This is a genomic window from Lactiplantibacillus sp. 3062 (assembly GCF_055413545.1).
This window is the reverse complement of the sequence record NZ_JBVAYE010000002.1, coordinates 111,966-133,669: the sequence shown is the minus strand read 5'-3', so window position 1 is coordinate 133,669 and position 21,704 is coordinate 111,966. Positions and strand designations below refer to the sequence as shown.

Here is a 21,704-nt window from a genome sequence, read left to right as displayed (position 1 = left end):
GCAATCATTTAGTCAATCGTCGCCAGAGGTCGCCGGCCACCGTCAAACCGATACCAGTCATTAACACTAATACGATCACTATTAAAGTTAGCCAGCCACTAATAGCCGGCACTCCCCAACCACTGCTAGCTAATCCGATGGTCAACAGACAGTTCAAGCCGATGGTCACCCCAACTGCGCGACTAGGCCGTCCCCGCCAAAATGGACCACTAGTACGAGTCATCAAGATTGTTAACATTGCACTAAATATGAGATAGACGTAAAGACTAGTGCTCAACTGACCGGCAGACAACCCCAAACCATGCAGCCAGACTATCAAACCAACACCCACAGCTGTCCAACCAGTCGCTAGGAACCCCGCAATTTTGCTTAAGCGGGGCATATCCCACTGTTCGGGACGATGGCGAATGGTTGTGCGATCAGTGCCAAGGACCAATGTTACTAAATCATTCAGAATAGCCACTAATACCATCGCATTCAGCGACAATGGCACATAATCTAGCCATAAATAGCCGATTGTTAAAAGCACGGTCAGTTCGACCGTCCGAGTGAGTTTGGTAATTGTCCAAGTCAGCATCCGCTGGTAGACGCGATGACCACTGTCTAAAATCGTCAGAATATTTGCCAAACCACCCGTTAACAGGACGAACTTAGCACTTCGTTTGGCTAAATCAGTGGCATTGTCAACGGCAATCCCAACCTCCGACTGCTTTAATGCTGGCGCATCATTAACACCGTCGCCCGTCATCCCCACCACGTAACCCGCGCGCTGCATAGCTTTGACAATTGCCAATTTGTTCTCTGGAACAACTTCGGCAATCCCGGCAACTTGCGCTAACGGTCGCGAGTGCGTTTTAAAGGTCTGGTAGGAAACCACTTGGCCCTTTAATCCAACCGCATCAGCCACAGCCTGTGCTGTTTTTAAATTATCGCCTGTCAGCATAATCGTTTTAACGCCCCGGTGTTGAATCCTTTTTAAGGCCGCCGCACTATCTGGGCGCGGTTGATCTTGCAAAATCAACACACCTTGTAAAACATTATTAATCATGACCGCCACTGAACGGCCCCGGGTCAAATCCAGTTGGTCGATTGCTAAAGCCGGTTGCTGTGTGGTTAACTCGTACAAACGACTAAGTGCACCAATACGTACCCGCACAACCGTTGGCGCTTCACCAACTAGCGCTTCGGCATAACCAACACTTGCATCAAATGGCTTAAATTCCTGCTGTGGCAGCCGTTTCAACTGATAGCGATGAGCAAAGTTCACAATTGCTTGATCCACCACGCTAGGATGTCGCGAATCGGTCGCGCTAGCTGCTAACCGCAACAATTGCTGATCTGATCTGGCCGACAAATTTTCAAACTGCACGACTTGCGGCTGATTTGTCGTTATCGTTCCCGTTTTGTCAACAAGTAATAAATTCAAATTGGCAGCTTCCTGAATACCCGTTAATTCACTGACCAGAATCCGCTGCCGGCTAAGTTCACGGGCTTCTACCGAATTTGCAACTGCAAAACTTGACGGCATGGCAATCGGAATCGTCGCAATGAACAGCATCGCTAGAAACGGTAACATCTGAATCATGTCTGCATGGCGAATTAACGCTATCCCAACAATGATGAGTGCTAGAGCACTGTCTAACAATGCCAAATAACCAATAATTTTACCCAATAATCGTTGTAAATGACCAGGCGCATTGTTTTGATTAATCAAACTGACTGTTTTTCCAGCCCGACTATGACTTCCAGTCGCTAGTACGCGTGCTAAAGTTTCCCCGGCTACCACCATTGTACCTGCAAAGGCCGTTTCACCCGGCGTATGGCTAACTCAACGGATTCACCGGTTATTGAGCTTTCATCCGTATGAATTGGATTCGTCAACACACGAATATCAGCCGGGATTACACTCCCTACCTGTAAACTAATCAGATCACCCACAACTAAAGCCTTCGCATCAATCAACTGCCAATGACCAGCACGGCGTACCGAACTGGTTGGCGTCAATTGATGCGCTAGCTCTTGTAAAACCAGGGCCGCACGTCGCGATTGAATTGCACCATTGACGGCTGCAAAGACCAGCATTAACGCAATAAAGCCAGCCTGAATTTCTTTACCCAAAACAACTTCAATAACTAAGGCCCCCTCCAAAATCCATGCTGATGGTTCCCATAGACGACTGACTACGGCCTTAAAAAAGTTAAACGTTGGTTCTGGAACATCATTAAATCCATCTGCCGCTAGTTTGACGGCTGCTTGTTGCTCCGTTAAATCTTCAATCATGTCTGCACCTCGAATTTGACAAGCACCACTGGCAACCTAACTGTCGAATCAGGTTTATCACGAATAATTAGTCAAACATCACGTCATTTGGGAAGTGGGCCAACCGAGCACCGTCAGTACCTAGTTCTTCCTCAATTCGCAATAATTGATTATATTTTTCAACGCGTTCAGAGCGGGCTGGCGCACCAGCTTTTAGCTGAGCCGCATTGGTGGCCACTGTGAAATCAGCGACGAAAGTATCACCAGTTTCGCCAGATCGGTGTGACATCATCGTGGCATAACCATTTTTGCGAGCTAGCCGAATCGCGGCCAAAGTTTCGGTAACGGTCCCAATTTGATTTAATTTAATTAAAATATTGTTAGCCATCCCCCGCTGAATTGCTTGCCGAATTAATTGCGGATTAGTGCAGACCGGATCATCAGCCACAATTTGAAGCTGGTCACCATGAGTAGCTGTAAAGCTTGCAAAGTTATCCCAGTCCTCTTCCCCGTATGGGTCCTCAATTGAAACGATTTCTGGAAACTTCGCTAATAACTGCAGATAATAATCACCAAGGGCTGCCGGCGTGTACGTTTTGCCCTCAAAGTCATAATTGTGGGTCGTTCGATTATAAAAATACGAGGCCGCCGCGTCAAAAGCAATCGCAATTTCTTTACCAGGTGTATAACCAGCTTTAATAATCGCATCATGTAACATTTGCAAGGCTTCTTCTGAGTTTTTAAGATCAGGCGCAAAGCCACCCTCATCACCTAAACCAGTCGTGTACCCGGCATCTTCGATAACTTTTTTCAAAGTATGATAAGTATTCACGATCTTTTCAAAACCGTCCCGAAAACTGGTTCGTTCGACCGGTGTAATCATGAATTCTTGAATATCAATGCCATTATCTGCATGCTCCCCACCATTGATCACGTTATGAAATGTTTGGGGTAGCTCTAAATCAGTGCCACCTAAGTAACGATAAAGCGGCTGCTGTAATGCGTTTGCCGCCGCTCGTGCCGTTGCCATTGAAACACCCAAAATAGCATTCGCACCCAGACGCGCTTTGTTGGGCGTACCATCTAGGTCAATCATGATTTGATCAATATGGGCTTGGTTAAATGGGTCAGCACCATGTAAAGCATGATTAATGACCGTATTAACATTATTAACAGCCTTAAGAACACCTTTACCTGCTAAACGATCACCACCATCGCGTAATTCAACTGCCTCTTTTTCTCCAGTCGAAGCTCCCGATGGTACTTCCGCGCGTCCTAGCGTCCCATCTGACAAAATAACGTCAGCCTCAACTGTTGAATTACCTCGTGAATCAAAAATTTCGCGAGCCTTTACCGTTTCAATAACTTGTTTTTCCATATCAATCTCTCCTTCTTAACCAAAAAGAAAAGACGCCTACTGTCTGAAAAACAAACAGTAGACGTCATCAAATTGATTATCAATTATTATGTGGCGAACGTCATCGCCGATTAACTTTTGAACAACTAAAGATTACACCTTCTCAAAACAATGTCAATCTTTTTATAACATTTTTATCGTTGACCAGCTTGACGCGTCTTCATTGCCAATATCATGGTCCCCAATTCAATCAGCACTAAAATCAGCAACAACCCCAAGGCCATGGTTGATCCTAACGCTGTCCGATGCGCACTCGTTCCAGTCGTCTGTACTTGAACTAACGTGATAACGGCGGACACGACTGAAGTCCCAATGGCCCCTGCAAACTGCTGCATGGTATTGAACACGGCATTGCCATCAGCTTGATGCTCAGCTGACAACTGCTGTAAGCCACTCGTCATCGTATTACCCATGGTTAAGCCAATACCAATCATTAATAAAATGTAAATGGCTAAAATCCAACCGCCTGACAGGTGCATCCCCAACACCGTAAACAGTGCCATGGCAATAACCAAAATTGTTGAACCCGTTAGGACTGGTTTGGCTGCACCCAGACTGTCTAGAATACGTCCACCTAGTGGGGCAAAAACAGCCCCGATTGCCGCGCCAGGTAGTACAAATAAGCCAGCTAACAAAGCACTCTTGCCGTTCACTAACTGGATGTAGTTGGGCAATATGAAGGCCAACCCGAGGGCACAGATTTGAACCAAAAAGTACGCCATTAAGTGCAAATCATAAGATTTTGTGGTAAAAATCGCCAGATTGATTAGCGGTTGTGCCGCTCGACGTGTGCGGATAACGAACCCCACAAGACCAATCAGACCGACCACTAGCCAAGCCACAAAAATCAGTGGTTGCGTGGTAATCGTGGCTAACTTGCTAAATCCAATTGTAAAGCCAACGAATAAGAGGACGATCATCAGCCAACCGACCACATCAAATCCAACTTTAACTGTCGGCTGGGCTTGTCGAATCGCATACAGCCCTAACACAAGTGAAATCACGAGTACCGGGATTAGCAGCACGAAAATCCAATGCCAATCCATCCAACTAACGATCAAGCCCCCAAAAGTCGGCCCCAGTGCTGGGGCGATTGCGGTAATCAGCGTGCCAATTCCCATCAAGGTCCCTTTCTGCCGTGCCGGTGCCCAATCAATAATAATATTAAACATCAACGGTAAAGCAATCCCAGTTCCCAGTCCTTGAATGATTCGTCCAGTGACTAAAACGGGAAAACTGGTCGCGGTCGCGTCAACGACCAATCCCAGTATAAACAATAAATTGGCTGTCACAAACAGCGTTTTAGTGCGAAAACGGCGTTTCAGAAACGCCGAAATTGGCACAATAATTGCGACTACTAACAAGTAAGCCGTGGTCATCCACTGGACCGTCGCCGTATTGAGTGCAAATTCTCGCATCAACTTAGGGAAAGTGATATTCATCGCAGTCTCCACGATCACTCCGCAAAATGAAAGTAATCCGGCAGCCACGATTGCAAGAATCAATTTGAGGTCAACACGTTTTTCCATACTTAAAATCAGCTCCTTAACCTATAGTTCGAATACGAACTAATTAACTATTTTAGCACACTATTTCAAAATTTTAAGCCCTATTTTAATTGACTTTTTAACAATTAGTTCTTATAATTCACTTTAGTTAGAATACGAACCATAATATCATTAAGGAGTCCTCCCATGCAAGATTCATTAGGAATCATGATTAAGAAAGCGAACAATGCATTAGCCAGGGACTCAGACCATTATGCAAAATCACTGGGACTAACTGGCATGCAAATCAGTACGATCAACTTTATTGCCAACAATGAACAGCATCACGACCTCTTCCAACGGGACTTAGAATTAGAGTTCAATATTCGTAAAGCAACCTGTTCCAGCCTCGTTTCCAAAATGGAAGCCGCTGATTTACTCATTCGCGTGCCAGCAAAGGACGATGGTCGCTACAAACGACTACTCCTAACACCCAAGGCCCGCCAATTAGCCACCAAGATCGAACGTTTCTTTGAAACCAGTGAACAACGAATGGCGACAATTTTAGGGGTAAATACCGCCGAAACTTACGAAGCCCTGCGACAAATTGCCGTTGCTTTTTCAACACCGACCCATGCACCTGAAAATTGGTACTAACCATTCAAAGACCCGCTGACAGTCACTGACTGCTAGCGGGTCTTTGATTTTACGATCAATCAACACCGATTACTCGGCCAAAAAACGTGTAAACAGCTGTTGATAAATTGCAATAAAGTCATAAAACATCTGTTTTGGTAAACTTTCATTGACCTGATGTTGGGTCATATTACCCGGTCCATAAACCGCAAAGGGAAAATCGGCTGGTTGACGCTTAGCCAAATTAGAAGCATCGGTAATTCCCGGACTTGAGGCAACGACAACATCGCGGCCAGCATAGGGCTTGCCAATGGCCTGCACTAACTTTACTAACCGATTATCAGCCGTGGTTGCAATTGGTGACTCATTCATGATAGCGGTCATTTTAATGTCAGCACCTTGCTGATTATACGCCGCGATCAGGTCCGCTAATTTTTGGGTCACTTGGTCATTATCGTATTCCGGAATCGTCCGCACATTAACGAGTGCAGTCGCTAAATCGGGTAACGAATTTACTTGGTCCCCACCGTTTAACACGTCAATGTTAAATCTGACCGGTCCCATCTCGCCTGCCGGAATCGTTTCAAAATAGTCATTGGCTTCATTGAGTAATTTAATCAGCGGGACTAAGGCATTATAGCCGCGTTCGGGTGTCGAACTGTGTACCGCCTTACCCTTAGACGTCAATTTTAAGTCACAAGACCCCTTCTGCTCAGCCGCTGTTCCATAAACCGTTGAAGGTTCAGCAATCAGTAAACCAGCTGCATCTTGCATCGCCCCTTGTTGATAAAAGGCAGCCGAGCCAGCTTCACCAACTTCTTCGCCCATTGTCGCCAACAAGCGAATGGTGCCATGTTTAGGGCCACCTTGCTGCTGAATATTGATCATCGCAACGACTAATGCGACTAAACCAGCCTTCATATCCGTGACACCCCGACCAAATAATTGACCGGATTTTTCTACTAAGGTGAAAGGATCGGTGTCCCACGCCGCCAGGTCACCTGCCGCAACCACATCCATATGACCGGAAACCGCTAAAACAGGCTGCCCATGACCAATCTCAGCAACTAGATTTGCACGATCACCGGTAATGGGGTGAATTTTAGCTGAAATATCATACTTCGCCAACAGGGCTTGCAAATATTTTGCGACCGTCAACTCATGGTCGTTAACTGATGGAATCTTAATCACATCCGCTAGAATCTTAAGCGCTGCATCGTCTTCAATCGTTCGCATATTTTGCCACCAACTTTCTTATGATAATTTCAGTCTAACACTTCTGAACCTTCTATTTTACCCAATAGCCTCTGCTACGTTATCAAATTTTGTTGAAATTAATATCTTAGTTATCAATCATCATGTTCGTGTCAGAATTGAGGTTCGCCCTGTTGTCTGATCATTAAAATATTCATACTGAACTAGTTCGGCATACGACCCAGCAATGTTGACCACATTCGTATAGCCGCGCTGAAGTAACGCGCGGACCATATTGTAACTTCGCTGTCCGGTCTGACAATGAATATAAACTGGCTGATTGGTTGGAATTTCCACTAAGCGCTGTCGAAACTGACTCAGTGGAATATTATGCGCGCCCTTGATGTGCCCATCAGCGTACTCTTGTGGTTCACGGGCATCGATGATAAACGCCCCCGCCAAGACCAGCTGTCGAACCTGTGTCACCGCAACCTGCTTAAATTCATCATTCAGGACGTTTTCCGCCACCAAGCCAACCATGTTGACGACATTTTTGGCGGTACTGACCCATGGCGAATAACATAATTCAACATCTGTCAGGTCACTGACTCGACCGTGCATCGTGATTAGACTAGCGATAATATCAATCGGTTTGTCAACGTCCGATTGACCAATGGCCTGCGCGCCCAAAATCTCACCGGTCGGATAACTGAATATCAACTTAAGAAAGACGGCTGTTGTCCCTGGCATCACGCTGACCCGATTCTGTGGTGCCACCGTTGCGAACCGATAATCAAGTTGCTGGTGCTCACACTCAGTAGCGTTCAGGCCCGTTGACGCCACGTTTAACGTAAAGACGTGAAGAACCTGCGATCCGATCACACCCTGATACTGTGGCGTCCGCCCGTATAAATGATCCACCATGTGTCGGGCCTGCATTTGTGCGGGAAATGCCAATGCTAGCCGCGTAGATTGACGTGTAAGCCGATTAGTCACTTCAATGGCATCACCCACCGCATAAATGTCGGCCACGGACGTCTGGTAACGATGATCAACCTTGATACCACCGGTCACGCCTAACGCACAACCCGCTTGAACCGCTAATTCAGTTACTGGTGTAACCCCAATTGCCACAATCACTAACTGGCTGGTCACGGCGCGTCCCGAGGCGAGCTACACTTGTGTTGCACCAATGGCCGTCACTTGTTCTTGCAGTATCACCTGCACACCGTGATCGTATAGTTCCTTGTGTACTAGCTGAGCAAACTCGTCATCCAAAGTGCCCAAGACGTGCTCGGCAGCCTCAATGATTGTGATCTGATAGCCAGCCTGTTGTAAATTTTCAGCCATCTCTAGTCCGATAAAGCCACCGCCAACAATCGTCACATCATGAACGTGTTGTTCAGTCAGATACGCTTGAATCGTTCGGACATCTTGAACATTGCGGACCGTTTTAACATTGGGCCGGTCGATTCCCGCAATCACTGCGGGTAGTATTGGTCGAGCACCAGGTGAAAGAATCAGTGTATCATATGGGACGATCGTCGTTGCTACCTGTCCTTGCCGTTTGATCATCACTGTCTTAGCCTGCGCATCAATGGCGACAACCGTTGTATTCACTTGAACGTCAATATTGTACTGTTGCTCGAATTGCATCGGTGTCTTTAAAATCACGTCATCGGGCTGGTCAATCACATCACTGAATGTGTACGGTAAGGCACAATTGGAAAATGAGACATCCGGCCCCTTTTCAAAAATTGTAATCTGGGCGAACTCGTCCAATCGACGCACGCGGGCCGCCGCTGAAGCACCACCACCAACGCCACCAACAATGACCACTTTTTTCACTTTCATCTGAACCATCCTTTCGTAGGTATGCTGTAGCCCTGCCACTAATTAGCTTAATTTTAAGGGTTTCAAGGCGTAACCACAACATCAACGCCGATTAATTCAACCGTTTTCATTAATTGACGTCATTGGCTTTCTATTTAAGCTAAAATAAGTTAGTATGTGTTTAACACTTAAAAAAGCTTAAGGTGATCAATTATGAACCAAAAAACACGCTTAACATTGATTCTTGATGAATTAAAAACCCACCCATCACTGAGTTTAAAAGACATTATGCAATTAACGGGGACTTCACGCGACACTGCCCGGCGCGATATTGTCAAACTCGCAGCTCATAATTTGGCTGAACGAAACTACGGCGGCATTAGTCGGCCGAATACGTTTAATAAGCTGGATCAGTACCTGGACCGGGATGATGACTTACTGCAAACTAAACGAGCCCTGGCCCACACTGCCAGTTCGTATTTACTAAATGATGCGTTATTATTTCTAGATATCTCAACCACCGTTGCCTGTCTACCACAATATCTCCAGTCCAAGCACCCCGGCATGATCGTTACGAATTCCCTTGACATTGCTGACCAGGCATTACGACATAGCAATTTTCAAACGCGTATCCTGGGTGGCACATTAGATGCACAACAACGGTGTGTTCAAGGCGCTGACAGCATTCTAGCACTACACAAATTTCGATTTACGACCACGGTCTTGAGTTGCGCTGGATTGACCGCAGATGGCGTTTATTACGCTTACGAATCTGATATTGCTTTAAAGGAAACGTTGCGCGCCCAAAGCGACCGGCTAGTGCTGTTGTTTGACCACACCAAGGTGAACGTCAGCCACAACTTCAACTTGCTAGCTCTCAGTGATTTTGATTACTTTGTGACTGATCAGCCACTACCGGATAACCTAGTTACTAAAATTGCACCTGATAAACTTATTTACCTTTAGAGGAGGGATCATTAACATGCCATCTTCACTATTAACTACTCAACGGGCAATGTTAGCCCTGATTCAAAGCGGATTAGCCTACACGACTGACCCGTTCGACAAAGATCGCTATCAAAAGTTGCAAACCTTATTGATTCAACAAATGGCCGCCACTTCCAACGTATCAACTGCTGACTTAACGACTGCTCTGACTCAGGATTCCGGCTACATCACCCCCAAAATCGACGTCCGCGGCCTGATACGCCATGGTAATCAGCTACTACTCGTTCAAGATATTAAAACGAAACTATGGGCCTTACCAGGCGGCTTTGCTGACGTGGGCTACACGCCGACTGAAAATGTGCAACGCGAGGTGTGGGAAGAGACTGGCCGTCACGTCGCGGTTCAGGGGCTCATCACCGTTTTTGATACTGCTCTACGTGTCGATATTCCCCAACCATTTCAGTATTATAAATTGGTCTTTGCTTGTGAAATTACTGATGGCCAATTTGAGCCTAACATTGAGGTCGCCCAAACAGCCTACTTTACGCTCGACAACTTGCCACCGTTGTCCCAAAACCGGACAACCGAAGAACAGTTGGCACAGCTAATGGCATCTTCCACTACCATCACAGTCGACTAAATGACTGCTGAAGCGCCAAAAACATCCCGGCTAGCCTGTCTGCTAGCCGGGATGCTTTTGTTTCTTTATGACGTCTTTCAATCAAGTTAGGCCGCTATTGGCATCAACAATTATGAAAAAGAGCGTCGGATTAACATTAATTTACATCAACCTAGTAATTACCATTTTCACAATATGGTGGACTTTAAGTCCCCTATCATTACATATCCACCAATCCAACTAAGGTTTGTTGAAAATTCAGTCGCCGAATATGCCGGGGAATGAATTGGCGAATATCATCATCATTAAAGCCTACTTGCAATTTATTACGACCAACAATAATTGGCCGCCGCAACAACTGGGGTTGTTCGCATAACAACCGGAGCGTCTCATTGAATGACATATCTGGCAGCTTATCAGCAATTGCGGGATAACTTTGTGAACGGGTAGAAATAATATCTTCCAATCCATTCTCAGTTAGGCACAGAATTTGTTTTAACTCACTAACAGTAGGGGCTGCGCTACTAAAGTTCTTCTCCTCAAATGCAATATCATGATCCCGGAACCATTGGCGGGCCTTTCGCGATGAGTTACATCCTGCTTGCGTAAACAATTTAATCATAATTATTTCGCCTCCTTGATTAGTGTTTTTATTATGATAATTATAACTTGCTTATTATTGTAGCAGGTTATTCATAACTTTGTAAAGACCTGAACGAAGTAATCGTAAAAAATTCATTGTTTTTTCATATTTATTATTGTTTAAATAATATAAATGTTATACGAATCACCGTTGATTTTCATGCTGATCAAACGCGCGCAGCAAGCGTGACGCCAGCAAATAAGCCACTTCGTACTTCACCGTCAACTGCCACAAGAACGGCCCAAGCTGATCGTGTGCCGGGGTTAAATTCGTTAGTAAATTCAAGTAACGTTGCTTTTCGGCCAGCGTACACTGCTTTTTAAAATAGCCCCAGACGTGCTGATAAGCCGTTGTCAACGTGGCTTTAGTTGGCGTAATTTGTTCGGCTTCTGCTAATAATTGTTGGTAGCGTTCCTGTTTTGCAGCTGACCAATCATTGTGCCGAGCTAATTGTCGGATGGCATTATAATGCTGCTGTGAGTGTGCCATGACCCAGTACTTTTGGTAAGCCCAATCTTGTTGCCATTGTGACATTGCTCCCATCTCCTCAATCTTTTGATGAATTTACAAATATTGTACCGTCTGGCTCAGAAAAATAGAACCAATTTACATTAGTACACTGGTAACAGTCGTAAGTTTTGAAACTTAGCACAAAAATGGCGATAGCCCAGTTACCCATTGGTGCAACTTAGCTATCGCCATCAAAACTTATATTTTATGAGTACTACTGTTGTCAATTAAAGTTGATCAGCCAGAACTGATGTTACTTTTCGCCTGGCCAAGCTGAGATCATGAGCTCACGTTGCGGATAATCTTGTGGATGTTCCAACATATCGGTGATCAATGTCGCCAATGAGAATAGACTAAGTGGCCCACCGCTAACAGCATTTCCAGCTGGTTCAACAATTAATTGATCCGCTTCATCATTGTACTTGAAAAAATGACAGGCTAGCAATGTATAGTCCAAATCACTATTCCTGATGACTGCGGCCCCGGCCTTTTGCCCCGCCACATAGGTCGTCTCAACTTCACGACTAAACCCAAACTCGCGGTGGGCTAAGGTGTACATTGCTTCTGAAATCTGATCATAGTTGATTTGAAACTGGGTCGTCCAAAATAGCCGTTTGACCCCAACTGCATCCATCGCTTGCACCAATGCCGTGGCAAACTGCGCCGCGTGGGTAATGCCCACCGTTGAGAATACGACGTCAATCCCTCGCAGCGCGCGTTTTAAATCATCAACATTGCTCGCATCCCCGATTAACTGCGTGGCTAACGAGACATCATGCTCATGTCGGTGATGATCCAACAAAGTCACGTGGTGCTGCGGCATCACGGCCACTCGACGATACACTTCATACCCCAATTTACCCGTTCCAATAATCAAAATATTCATTACTGATCACGTCCTCACATCACTCGCTAATTTATTCGTAGCAACGGCCGAACCACAAATGACGCCAACAGCGCATATCCACACCCTATGGTTAATCAGTTCGGTCGCTTAAGGCTCATTATACCGGTTCCAAGATGATAATTCGGTCATTATTCAAATTTAATTGTGATTCGATGACTGATTAGCCTTATTTTGAATAACAGGGTCAATGACAGCCACCGGTCAGCCATGAGTACGGACAGCTATTAATAACTTTGAAATAGACTAACGTCCTACCATTTTAGCTTGGCCAGGATGACCGAGGCCCCAAAGACAATTTATTATGCCCGCAGTTGGCTATGAAAAAAGCACCGCTAAGTTTGGGGTAGGAACCGATCCTAAACTTAACGATGCGACTCAACTCTGTTCGCGATTGCTGCGCCAACTAACGATCAATTACCAGTTTAACCGCGAGAGCTCATCCATCATTGCTGAACGCCGCGGATATTGTTGCTGCCAATCATGTACAATCGCCTGCACGGTCGATTTACCAGCCGGGTAAGCAAGCATCCGTTTCAATATGCCAACCAATTGTTGATACTTTCGCCGAGTTCCAGTAGTAGTAGCCATTTTCCGCACTTCATGATCATATTTCGCTAATAGCAGATCTGAAAAACGTGGTTTCAATAACGGCTCATAGATCCGTAAATCCCAGAGTCCGTCCGCGGCCACGACCGCTTTTAATAGCGGGTTCAATAAGTTTTCTTGCACGTACAGTGGTTTCAAATCGACATTGGAATTCTTCGCGATCGCTGTCAACAGTTGCTCGCGAACCGCCGGCCAATCCGTGGTCGGGTAACTCTGCTTCAACTCTGAAAATAGCATCTCATCCGCTGGCGCATATTCAGTCAGCAATTGCCATAATTCCTGACGATACAGTTGTTGTTCACCTAATTGCTGATAAGCGTCCTTTAGTTGGCGACTAAGTTCCGCTAACATGCTGGGATCGTCCGTGACCAACTTTTTACCATCCTTTAGCAATTGGACCGCGTGCGCCTCATCTTGATGTTGAAGACAGAACTGGCTATAAAACAAGCGAACTTGCGGTATCGCCAAGTTAGCGCCACAAAATTTAATAATTTGCTTATCAGGCACATGAGCCGCAGACATCATTTGTAAATAGTGCTTTAGCCATTTTTTTATCTGCCAGTCATAGTCCCAGAGATCCGGGTGTTTTTGCACCGCACGGAACCGCTTAGCGGTATACACCAGCTTTGCATCAATAAACGCTGGCGTCTTGAAATATGTGAATAATAAATCGTCAAGCGTATCTTCAATGATATTCAACGACTTCGTTAATTGTTTGCATAACCAATCAAACACCTGCTGCTGCACATCCGCGTCGGCTTTTGTTAAGACAGCTTCCCACAAGTCGTCACTAGCACTCATGATCATCATGATCTCACCATCGGAATCATCAATGTCGACGTGGTCGATTTTAAGCATCAGATGCGCTAAGATTTGAAATACCAAACCATACTCGCCGTGATCGACCAACGGTTGCACCTCTTCTTTTAGGAGAGTTAAGGCCTCATCACCGAAGTCCGTCGCCGCGTCATAATCGATAAAACCACCGCCATCCGCGTTTGTGTCAAATAAATCATCAACACTCGCGAGATATTCAGGTAAATCTGTCACAACATTAGTCTCACCCATGACCGTCCGGAACAGCTGGACGAGATGCTTGTCATGGGCCAACACCACACTCAAAAAGTCCCGGACTTGCCGATCAGTAGCCCGCTCCACCAGCTTAGTGGCAGTCTGTTCAAGACTGTCGAAACTAGTTGGTGCTTTGGAAACTTGCTGTTGACTGGCAGGTTTATCAGCCGCCGTCGCTTGGCACAAAACGGCCGCCATGTGCTTGCAGTACGGATGACTATTGGCATACGGACACTCACACGCGCCACCGTGAAAGTCACCATTAGCGAGATCAATCACCACGCCATAGTCCTGCGTGCCCGTAACCATTGCCGTAATTTGTGTTTTGGTCCGTTTTAAATCAGTGACATACCCCTGTAAGTAATAATCGTACCCACGTTCAGCGATTGCCGTTGGAAAATAGTCTTCCCAGTCCATATTGTCACTCCCGTTAACTCGTTTGTCCTAACCATACTGCGGTATGGCGGATTGGGCAAGACCCGGCAAGCAATTTCTCACCATATCACTCAATACCGACCCTCATTTAGCATACGCTGTGTCATAACTTTATCTGTTGACACTAAAAAGCTTGTTTTTTCACCGTGGTTTGTGGCTTATTGGCCGCACCAATCCAGTGAATTCTCACTGTTTAACTTTCCGACCGTTGCCAGTGAGACGCCGTCTTATCGAAATTAGTTAAATCCCGGTTTTATCTTTTTTACAGGTGCTATAACTAATAGCGCCAAATAAAATGCCTTTTCTATCTACGATGGCCCTTACAATATGAAGTTTATACTAATAAAGCAATTGTAAAACATCGTACAATCATACTTTAGGCGCCAAATTAATCCCATTAAAAAACGCTATAAGATTTCACAATCAGGCTTAATCACTAAAGCAAAATACCACTTTAAATGGACAGAAATGTGACTGACTTATACTACGCGCCAAATATCAAATTAAGGGTGTCTGATAATTGATGAATTTCTTTGCTTGATGGGAAGTCATTTGTTTGTAAGTAATATCTTATCATCCCTAACATCATGCCACCAATAACATTTATTTCCAAATCTGACTTTGGATGTGTGAGAGCTGCCTGTAAATGATTACTTAAAATATCTTTAAGACCATCCATTAGTTGCATCTTAGCTTGTGGAATTGCCATTATTGCGTTTATTGGTCTGCTCCAACACATCAGTAATTGTCTAAGTTCCGGTTCTAATTGACCAACTGCGTTACTTAAGCCAATTCCTTGATTTATGAGTAATCGCTTCTTTTTCAATGTCTCATCAAGCCACGTTAGAATATCTTGTAGTATTGCGTCTGTCAGTGCAAATTTGTCCTCATAATGTAAATAGAAAGTTTTACGACTAATCATAGATTTGAGTGCAATATCCGTGACAGTAACGTTGTCAAATCCATTCTCTATGACTAGGTCAACAAATGATTTGGTGATAACGTCGTCAGTTTTTTTCATTCTAAAATCCGTCATATCGATTCCTCCATTACCAGTTTTGCCAATTCTGTAACCTTATGGCTCATATGGTTGCCATTTGTAGCCTTAAGACACAAATCATATTAATTTGACCATGTTTTTTATTTCAATATTAATATAAACTACCCGTAGCATAAAAAAAGGGGGTAGTGAAAATGTTCAACGTGTTTAAGAGAAAAAGCATCTGGATCAGTATGTTAGTCGCCACTATATTAATCGGATTATTTGCCTTCGCACAAGTTGGAGCTAGGAGCACAGTTAAGGTTCGTCATTTACCATTAGCGTTAGTAGTAAACGATACAGGAAAAGATGCTAAGAATGTTGTTAAGAAATTACGGAAAGAGAGCCATAAGAAAAGCGCTGAAATTAAATGGGTCAATGTAACCCACACGAGTGAACTCACTAAAGGCTTTGCATCCGGAAAATACTACGGGGCTGTTGTCATTCATTCGGGATTTACTAAAGCTATCAATCAGCAAACAGACTATTTAAAAGGTAAAATCATAACTCAGAAGCTAGCTGCACTGGTAGTTAAAACGCCAGTGGCTGCTAAGACGGCACCATTCCAACAACAAAAGGCCTTAGCAAATTCATTAACCAAGAAGACCCCAGAACAAGCAAAAATCTCTTTATACGTCAGTCAAGGAAGTAATATGACGGTTGCAACTATTTTGACTACTGCACTTCCAAAGATGACTGATCATCTAAATCAGAAGATTTCTAACGAATATATAACCGTTGCAAATAAGTCAGGACTAACACTATCTCCTCAGGACTGGTCTAAATTGCAAACACCAATTCACACAACTCTTATCAAACGCAATAAAGTTTCAACTAAAGAAATAAGTGGTATGGCGCCATTCTTAGTAACCATCTTCTGTTGGCTCGGTAGTCTTATTGCTAGTTTACTGAACTGGCGAGACCATAGTAAGAATGAGAAGAAACGTACTGATGGCCGCCTCTCATTAACTAGTGTCACAAGCCAATTAATTTCGGGTATCGCAATTGTCACTGCGATTGCTGTATCAGTTTACTTCTTCACAAAAGTTTGCTATTCTGTGCCAATTCATGATCCAAAACAATTCCTACTGATGATTGGTGGTATATCATTTGTTTTCTATCTACTGCAGTCAGCTGTACTCGATTTGCTTGGACTAAAAGGATGGCCATTACTACTTATTATCTGGATAGGTTCAATGGCAGTCATTACTTTCATTCCGCAAATGCTGAGTCCCTTCTATCATAATTATGTTTATGATATTACGCCAATTCGCTTTGCCTATGATCTTATTCTTAACCAAATGTATATTACAGATGCATTAATCACTGGACCTTCAATGTTGAGCTTGCTGTACATTGGTATAGCTTCAATTTTTGCCATGTATGCATCTACCCTCATTAAGAAACGAAAAAAAGACAGCTTAGCATAAGACGTACGGCTTCTTTAAACCTCCTGAACCCAGAAAAGACGAATTTAAAACATGAATAGTGGTTAAATCAGGTGGTGTGTCCAGCATATCCCTGATTTGCCACTATTTAATTCAATAAATGATAATTTATCTTTCCAAAAAGATTTTGATGAAAGATGAAAGGAGATAAAGCAAATGCCACAAGAACAATATCAACTAACTGATGCTAAATTGGTAAAACAGCTATTTGATTTAATTGAGACTGGACAAGCACTTGAAAGTATTACTGTCACAGAACTTTGCTTAAAGTCAGGAGTATCTAGAAAAACTTTTTATCGTCATTATTCATCCACACAAAAAGTCATTGAGGGCTTTTTGGATAATTCTGCAAATGACTTTATCGAAATATTGAAAGAAACACCAATACTTTGTTTAAATGATTTTATCGACGCTCTTTTCAAATTTTGGCTTGGCAACAAAAATCGATTACAAGTTTTACAAAATTCCGACTTTTTCTCATACACATTACATCGGTTAACTGCACTCAAACTGTTGGACATTGTCAACTTAACCGAAAATTCTGATTGGCAACATCTCACTTCAACCCAGCAATTCAATTTTTTTAATTTTTGTGCTGGTGGTTTATGGCGTGTCTTAAATACTCAAAGCATATCTATTTCTGATCTTGATACAAGTTTAATTACATCACTCTTTCAACCCAAAAATTAATACAAAACAACTATTGTTTATTGGTACAACTAAGTTTGATTCTGGAACAGATTTGATTATCTTTCTTAATTTCACACTCTGCTAAAAAGAATCTACCCAATTTTTTTAAATTAAAAACGCTAATCCTGATTACGTCGCCTGGATATATAATTTTTTTAAACTTCGCACTTTCAATCGATGTCAAAAGTAGAAAAAGATATCAATATAGTAGTAGATCATAAATATTCAAATTCATTATTTACCCTCTTTGGTTTAAACAGTTCGGCATTTAAAATAATAGAGTAGCGTTCAAATCAAGAAGATGAACGCTACTCTTTTTATGCTAGCCCCAGCATAAGTGATGAGTTAATTCCACCGAATGCTGCCGACGTGCTCAAGGCAAATCAGACCTTCTTATGTCTGTTGCTCACGTTAACACGCGAAATTTGACAGTTTTGTCAGGTTTGTTGAGCCCTATATTTGTGGGCACCAGCTAATTCATGACCACTTCAACCACTCCTGTAGGCTCCACCATGTGTCCTGTAAATTTCTTAGTAGAACTGGTTAACGGTATTCTTTTAATACAGCCCGAAACCAATTTGACAGTTTTGCTGCCAGCAACTGTAGCCATGCGCCTCATTCTAAAATGACAGTCTATAAATTCAATCCCCTCAATTTTTCCAATTCACTTCTTTAAATACCATACCCTTCAGTGTCCATCTGTGCCCCTTTAGTATGGTCTGAAAATTTTAACGGGTCGGCAAAAGTCACCCTTCTGTCAATTTCTTTGAAAGTATTAGGAACAACAATCATTCTTTCTCGTTCAAAAGGATCCATGTAAAACGTGTATCGCACGTATCACACATCATGGTATTTTCTTTTAATACAGATACCAAAACGTAGCTACCGCATATTGACCTAGAATATCTTCCCGCATGCACTGTCTGTAAGCTTTTGCATAGCTACGTTTATTTGAGAAGTTATGCTTATTCATCTGCTTACCTTCTTGCAAGATATGAATTATTGACTAGAACTGCACTTGTACTTTTTTTAAAATAACATAAAACAGATAATATACGAACTATTTCAGAATATAAATTAGGATAAGTAATTAAAGGAAAAAGCAGAAAAAATTTCTACTTTTCAATATATTGTTCAATGGCCATTATTATTTGTTGGTTCTGTGGTAAGTCCGAATGTTCCGCTCCAACACCCGAAACAGTTATTTGCGTATAATGCTTAACTTGCTTTTGGTAAATATAGCGACCCGCCAATACGCTGTACAACGGAACTAAGCCGTCATTGCTATAACTTTGAGTGCCAGCTAAAGAATACATATCGATTGAGTTTGGAATATATTTTCTGTTTGCAATCAAGTTTTCTAACAACTCAGTCTCACTTCTAACAGAAGAATCGTTCAAATTGTACGGTGCAGCAATAGTCATAACCTTTTGTACAGTTAGATAATGGCTAGTCAAATTATGTTCAAGTGCATACGTGATAATCAGCCCACCATTCGAATGGCCAATTAATGAAATCTTTCGAAATTCATATTGTTGTGATATATATTTTAAGGCGTATTTTAACCAGATAGCTTGTTTCTTTATATTTTTAAAACCATCTTTATTATCTTCAAAAGCAATAACAATAAAGGGTTGTCTTTCACCTTTTTTTATTGCACCACTATAGGAAATTGTATAATTCTTATGCACTAACACTCTTAACAAAGAATGAGGTGTTTTTTCCCTTTTATTAATGTCTCTTATAAGCGGATCAAATCTATATTGTGTCGCATTACTTCCTGGAACCAAAACTATGGGTTCAGTAACTGAGTTTCGTTGAATCTTCAAATTTGAAATATTCTGTTTAGTCCATTTATCGGACAAAAAAATTAACGTCATAAGGAAGCATAATAGGCCTATTGAAATAATAATTTTTTTTGAGATTCGCAAGTTAATCACTCCGTCTATTATCCTCTAGACTCACAAATTCAAAATTTATCTTTTAAAAGAAGATCTAATTTTCGCATGCTCTAGATTAATTAGTCTCATCTCTGCTTTAACAAACGGTAAATATATAAAACAAGAGACAACTAAGCAAAGAAGTGCTAATAGTAGGGTCGGAATGTTGCCCCCAGTGGCAATAAAAGCTTTCAACAGTCCTGGCGTACCATTAGGCACTGGATAAACAGGCGCTGGGACAATATTGTACTTTAAAAACGGATAAGCAATGACTGTCGTTACTAAAGGACTCATTATAAAAGGAATTAGATAAATAGGCATATACATGATTGGAAAACCAACCATCACTGGCTCTGAGAAGTTAAAAAACGTCGGTATGAACGACCAAGTCAATAACCTTTTCAAATGTTGATTTTTTCCTATGATGAGCACGACAATTATCAATGCGAGTAACATGCCATCGCCACCCAAATGGGCAAAACAAGAATATAACGTCGAGTAAGCAGTTGGATGAACAGCAGCAACAGGATGTGCAAATTTCAAAGCACGATTTAAATTTACCAATTGCGCTCGGGTACTAAAACTAAAAAGAGAATCCGCATTAATCCCCATAAATTTACTAATACTTCTTAGAAAAAGTATTAGTAACACTGGTATCAAACTGTAGTGATTATCGGTTAGGGCTGTTTGAATTATGCTATGCAGATGAGCGTTTATTCCATTTGAATCAATTTCAAAATTTAATATTTTTAAAATTAAAACACAAAAAATGATACAGAGAATAGGCTTGATGTTTGTCAATGTCGCAATTAAAGCGTTTTGATAATCATTATCGTCCTTATTGACTTCGACTCTAAAAAAATCAAAACATTTACTAACTCCTAGGCCCGTCAGCAAAGCAAAAGTAACACCATGAATTAGAAAAATCAATTCATGGTTCTGGCCTAACTTAATGCTCAAAATAATAAAAGAGAATGCAGCCATTGCACCACAAGCTATATTATTATCTAAAGATTTGATCACATTTCTTGAGAACTGGACAGCAATTATTGTGTTGGCAAAAACTTGTAATAGCTGAACTAATACAGTCAGCTGATTTATCAAAACAGCATTACTTGCAACAAAGTGTTCTAAGTGAAAGATAACGACAAAAAATCCATTGTCAGTCATTAAGGCTTGTAAGATAGTTTCAAGAAAACCATTAACAACAATTATTGGAAAAGCAGCTATTAATGCGTCTTGCAAATAATTAAACCATTTTAAAGTACTGATTCTGTAAAGCCAATCAATTATGGACTGAATATTATATTTCTTCATTGATTGTTTCACCATTTAAATCATACAAAAGTTTCATTTTCCCAAGTTAGCTCAATGTAGCATATCACTCCATCAATACCTTACTTTTTTATTGACTAGAAATTTCTCAATACCCTTTCAATAGTATCCACTAAAAGAGTCAGGCGCAGCTAAATCTCAACAAAAAAACACCACATATTATTTAACTTATACGTAATAATACTAGTTCTGTCGACAATATATTTCATACTTTAATAGAATTTATTATAAAATATCGAAATGGAATATTACACGATTGGCTACCGCAAAATCCCTGAAAATGGCACTTATTCAATACAAGTTAGTTTCTTATCTTTGTTTAATTCAAAATTAAACTTGCAAACCAGACTCCTCTTAAAGATACACGTTAAGATTAGATATACACGTTGTTTTTAAACTTCTAAGATTTTAGTAAAGTGCAAAAAGATTTAGTTTTTAAAATTTAGACAGTCATAACGTGTCGTCACGTTATTTCGCCCGCGCAATTCGAATTTGCACATGGTTACCCATGCGCTGAATAATTTGATAATAGTTATGCTCGTCAACATAACCAATTTCACCCTGATTACCGGTGTGACCGTTTGACAATTCACGTGCAATTGCTTAAACAGCACTGGAACGATTCAAATAAGCAGGCCAGTTGGTGCCCCTTCACTGTGGTCGTAATCCGCCGTGCGACTAGGTTAT

At 42.2% G+C, this 21,704-nt stretch carries 15 protein-coding genes, 2 pseudogenes and 1 riboswitch; of the genes and pseudogenes, 5 read left to right on the top strand and 12 right to left on the bottom strand.

Translation table 11 applies throughout. The annotated features are described in order from the left end of the window. Positions 1–4: 4 nt before the first annotated feature. The 3 genes and pseudogenes from ACWQAU_RS03620 to ACWQAU_RS03610 all read right to left on the bottom strand — a co-directional run bounded on the left by ACWQAU_RS03620 (position 5) and on the right by ACWQAU_RS03610 (position 5,205). Positions 5–2,280 (bottom strand): annotated as a pseudogene (locus ACWQAU_RS03620) (HAD-IC family P-type ATPase). Between the two features lie 67 nt (positions 2,281–2,347). After that, positions 2,348–3,637: a phosphopyruvate hydratase gene (gene eno, locus ACWQAU_RS03615; RefSeq protein WP_027822018.1), complete on the bottom strand. Its 1,290-nt coding sequence runs from the start codon at positions 3,635–3,637 to the stop codon at positions 2,348–2,350. A 51-nt stretch (positions 3,638–3,688) separates the two neighbouring features. Continuing rightward, positions 3,689–3,754, bottom strand: a riboswitch (Fluoride riboswitch). Positions 3,755–3,810: 56 nt separating this feature from the next. Beyond that, positions 3,811–5,205, bottom strand: a complete 1,395-nt coding sequence (locus ACWQAU_RS03610; protein WP_027822019.1) for a DHA2 family efflux MFS transporter permease subunit — start codon at positions 5,203–5,205, stop codon at positions 3,811–3,813. A gap of 165 nt (positions 5,206–5,370) precedes the next feature. Between ACWQAU_RS03610 and ACWQAU_RS03605 the strand changes: the two genes are divergently transcribed. Next, positions 5,371–5,820, top strand: a complete 450-nt coding sequence (locus tag ACWQAU_RS03605; RefSeq protein ID WP_003640626.1) for a MarR family winged helix-turn-helix transcriptional regulator — start codon at positions 5,371–5,373, stop codon at positions 5,818–5,820. Positions 5,821–5,889: 69 nt separating this feature from the next. Here the strand turns inward: ACWQAU_RS03605 and ACWQAU_RS03600 are convergent, their stop codons facing one another. Next, positions 5,890–7,035 (bottom strand): ArgE/DapE family deacylase, encoded by a 1,146-nt coding sequence (locus ACWQAU_RS03600; RefSeq protein ID WP_027822020.1) that lies wholly within the window; start codon positions 7,033–7,035, stop codon positions 5,890–5,892. Between the two features lie 120 nt (positions 7,036–7,155). Next, positions 7,156–8,847 (bottom strand): annotated as a pseudogene (locus ACWQAU_RS03595) (FAD-dependent oxidoreductase). 192 nt (positions 8,848–9,039) lie between these two features. Between ACWQAU_RS03595 and ACWQAU_RS03590 the strand changes: the two are divergent. Together ACWQAU_RS03590 and ACWQAU_RS03585 are read left to right on the top strand one after the other, a co-directional pair. Beyond that, positions 9,040–9,792, top strand: a complete 753-nt coding sequence (locus ACWQAU_RS03590) for a DeoR/GlpR family DNA-binding transcription regulator (protein WP_027822021.1) — start codon at positions 9,040–9,042, stop codon at positions 9,790–9,792. A 16-nt stretch (positions 9,793–9,808) separates the two neighbouring features. After that, positions 9,809–10,414, top strand: coding sequence for an NUDIX hydrolase N-terminal domain-containing protein (locus ACWQAU_RS03585; protein ID WP_027822022.1), 606 nt, complete (start codon positions 9,809–9,811; stop codon positions 10,412–10,414). Between the two features lie 199 nt (positions 10,415–10,613). Here ACWQAU_RS03585 and ACWQAU_RS03580 read toward each other — a convergent pair whose 3' ends face one another. The 5 genes from ACWQAU_RS03580 to ACWQAU_RS03560 all read right to left on the bottom strand — a co-directional run bounded on the left by ACWQAU_RS03580 (position 10,614) and on the right by ACWQAU_RS03560 (position 15,601). Then, a complete protein-coding gene (locus ACWQAU_RS03580; RefSeq protein ID WP_003640632.1) occupies positions 10,614–11,015 on the bottom strand; it encodes a Spx/MgsR family RNA polymerase-binding regulatory protein in 402 nt (133 codons plus the stop codon). A 165-nt stretch (positions 11,016–11,180) separates the two neighbouring features. After that, positions 11,181–11,570: a YbgA family protein gene (locus ACWQAU_RS03575; RefSeq protein WP_003644450.1), complete on the bottom strand. Its 390-nt coding sequence runs from the start codon at positions 11,568–11,570 to the stop codon at positions 11,181–11,183. 229 nt (positions 11,571–11,799) lie between these two features. After that, on the bottom strand, positions 11,800–12,432 hold the full coding sequence (locus ACWQAU_RS03570) for an NAD(P)H-binding protein (protein ID WP_003640634.1): 633 nt from the start codon (positions 12,430–12,432) through the stop codon (positions 11,800–11,802). A 435-nt stretch (positions 12,433–12,867) separates the two neighbouring features. Next, positions 12,868–14,547: an SWIM zinc finger family protein gene (locus ACWQAU_RS03565; RefSeq protein WP_003640635.1), complete on the bottom strand. Its 1,680-nt coding sequence runs from the start codon at positions 14,545–14,547 to the stop codon at positions 12,868–12,870. 502 nt (positions 14,548–15,049) lie between these two features. After that, positions 15,050–15,601 carry a TetR/AcrR family transcriptional regulator gene (locus tag ACWQAU_RS03560; RefSeq protein ID WP_003644452.1) on the bottom strand — a complete coding sequence of 184 codons (552 nt, stop codon included), beginning with the start codon at positions 15,599–15,601 and terminating at the stop codon, positions 15,050–15,052. 158 nt (positions 15,602–15,759) lie between these two features. Between ACWQAU_RS03560 and ACWQAU_RS03555 the strand changes: the two genes are divergently transcribed. Together ACWQAU_RS03555 and ACWQAU_RS03550 are read left to right on the top strand one after the other, a co-directional pair. Further along, positions 15,760–17,034, top strand: coding sequence for a YhgE/Pip domain-containing protein (locus ACWQAU_RS03555; protein WP_060417956.1), 1,275 nt, complete (start codon positions 15,760–15,762; stop codon positions 17,032–17,034). Between the two features lie 174 nt (positions 17,035–17,208). Continuing rightward, positions 17,209–17,742: a TetR/AcrR family transcriptional regulator gene (locus ACWQAU_RS03550; protein WP_003646008.1), complete on the top strand. Its 534-nt coding sequence runs from the start codon at positions 17,209–17,211 to the stop codon at positions 17,740–17,742. Between the two features lie 1,115 nt (positions 17,743–18,857). Here ACWQAU_RS03550 and ACWQAU_RS03545 read toward each other — a convergent pair. Both ACWQAU_RS03545 and ACWQAU_RS03540 read right to left on the bottom strand, forming a co-directional pair. Continuing rightward, positions 18,858–19,682 carry an alpha/beta hydrolase gene (locus ACWQAU_RS03545; RefSeq protein ID WP_225868065.1) on the bottom strand — a complete coding sequence of 275 codons (825 nt, stop codon included), beginning with the start codon at positions 19,680–19,682 and terminating at the stop codon, positions 18,858–18,860. 36 nt (positions 19,683–19,718) lie between these two features. Then, the gene (locus tag ACWQAU_RS03540) at positions 19,719–20,999 is read right to left on the bottom strand and encodes a PTS sugar transporter subunit IIC (RefSeq protein ID WP_027821970.1); all 1,281 of its coding nucleotides are present in this window, start codon (positions 20,997–20,999) and stop codon (positions 19,719–19,721) included. Between the last annotated feature and the right edge of the window lie 705 nt (positions 21,000–21,704).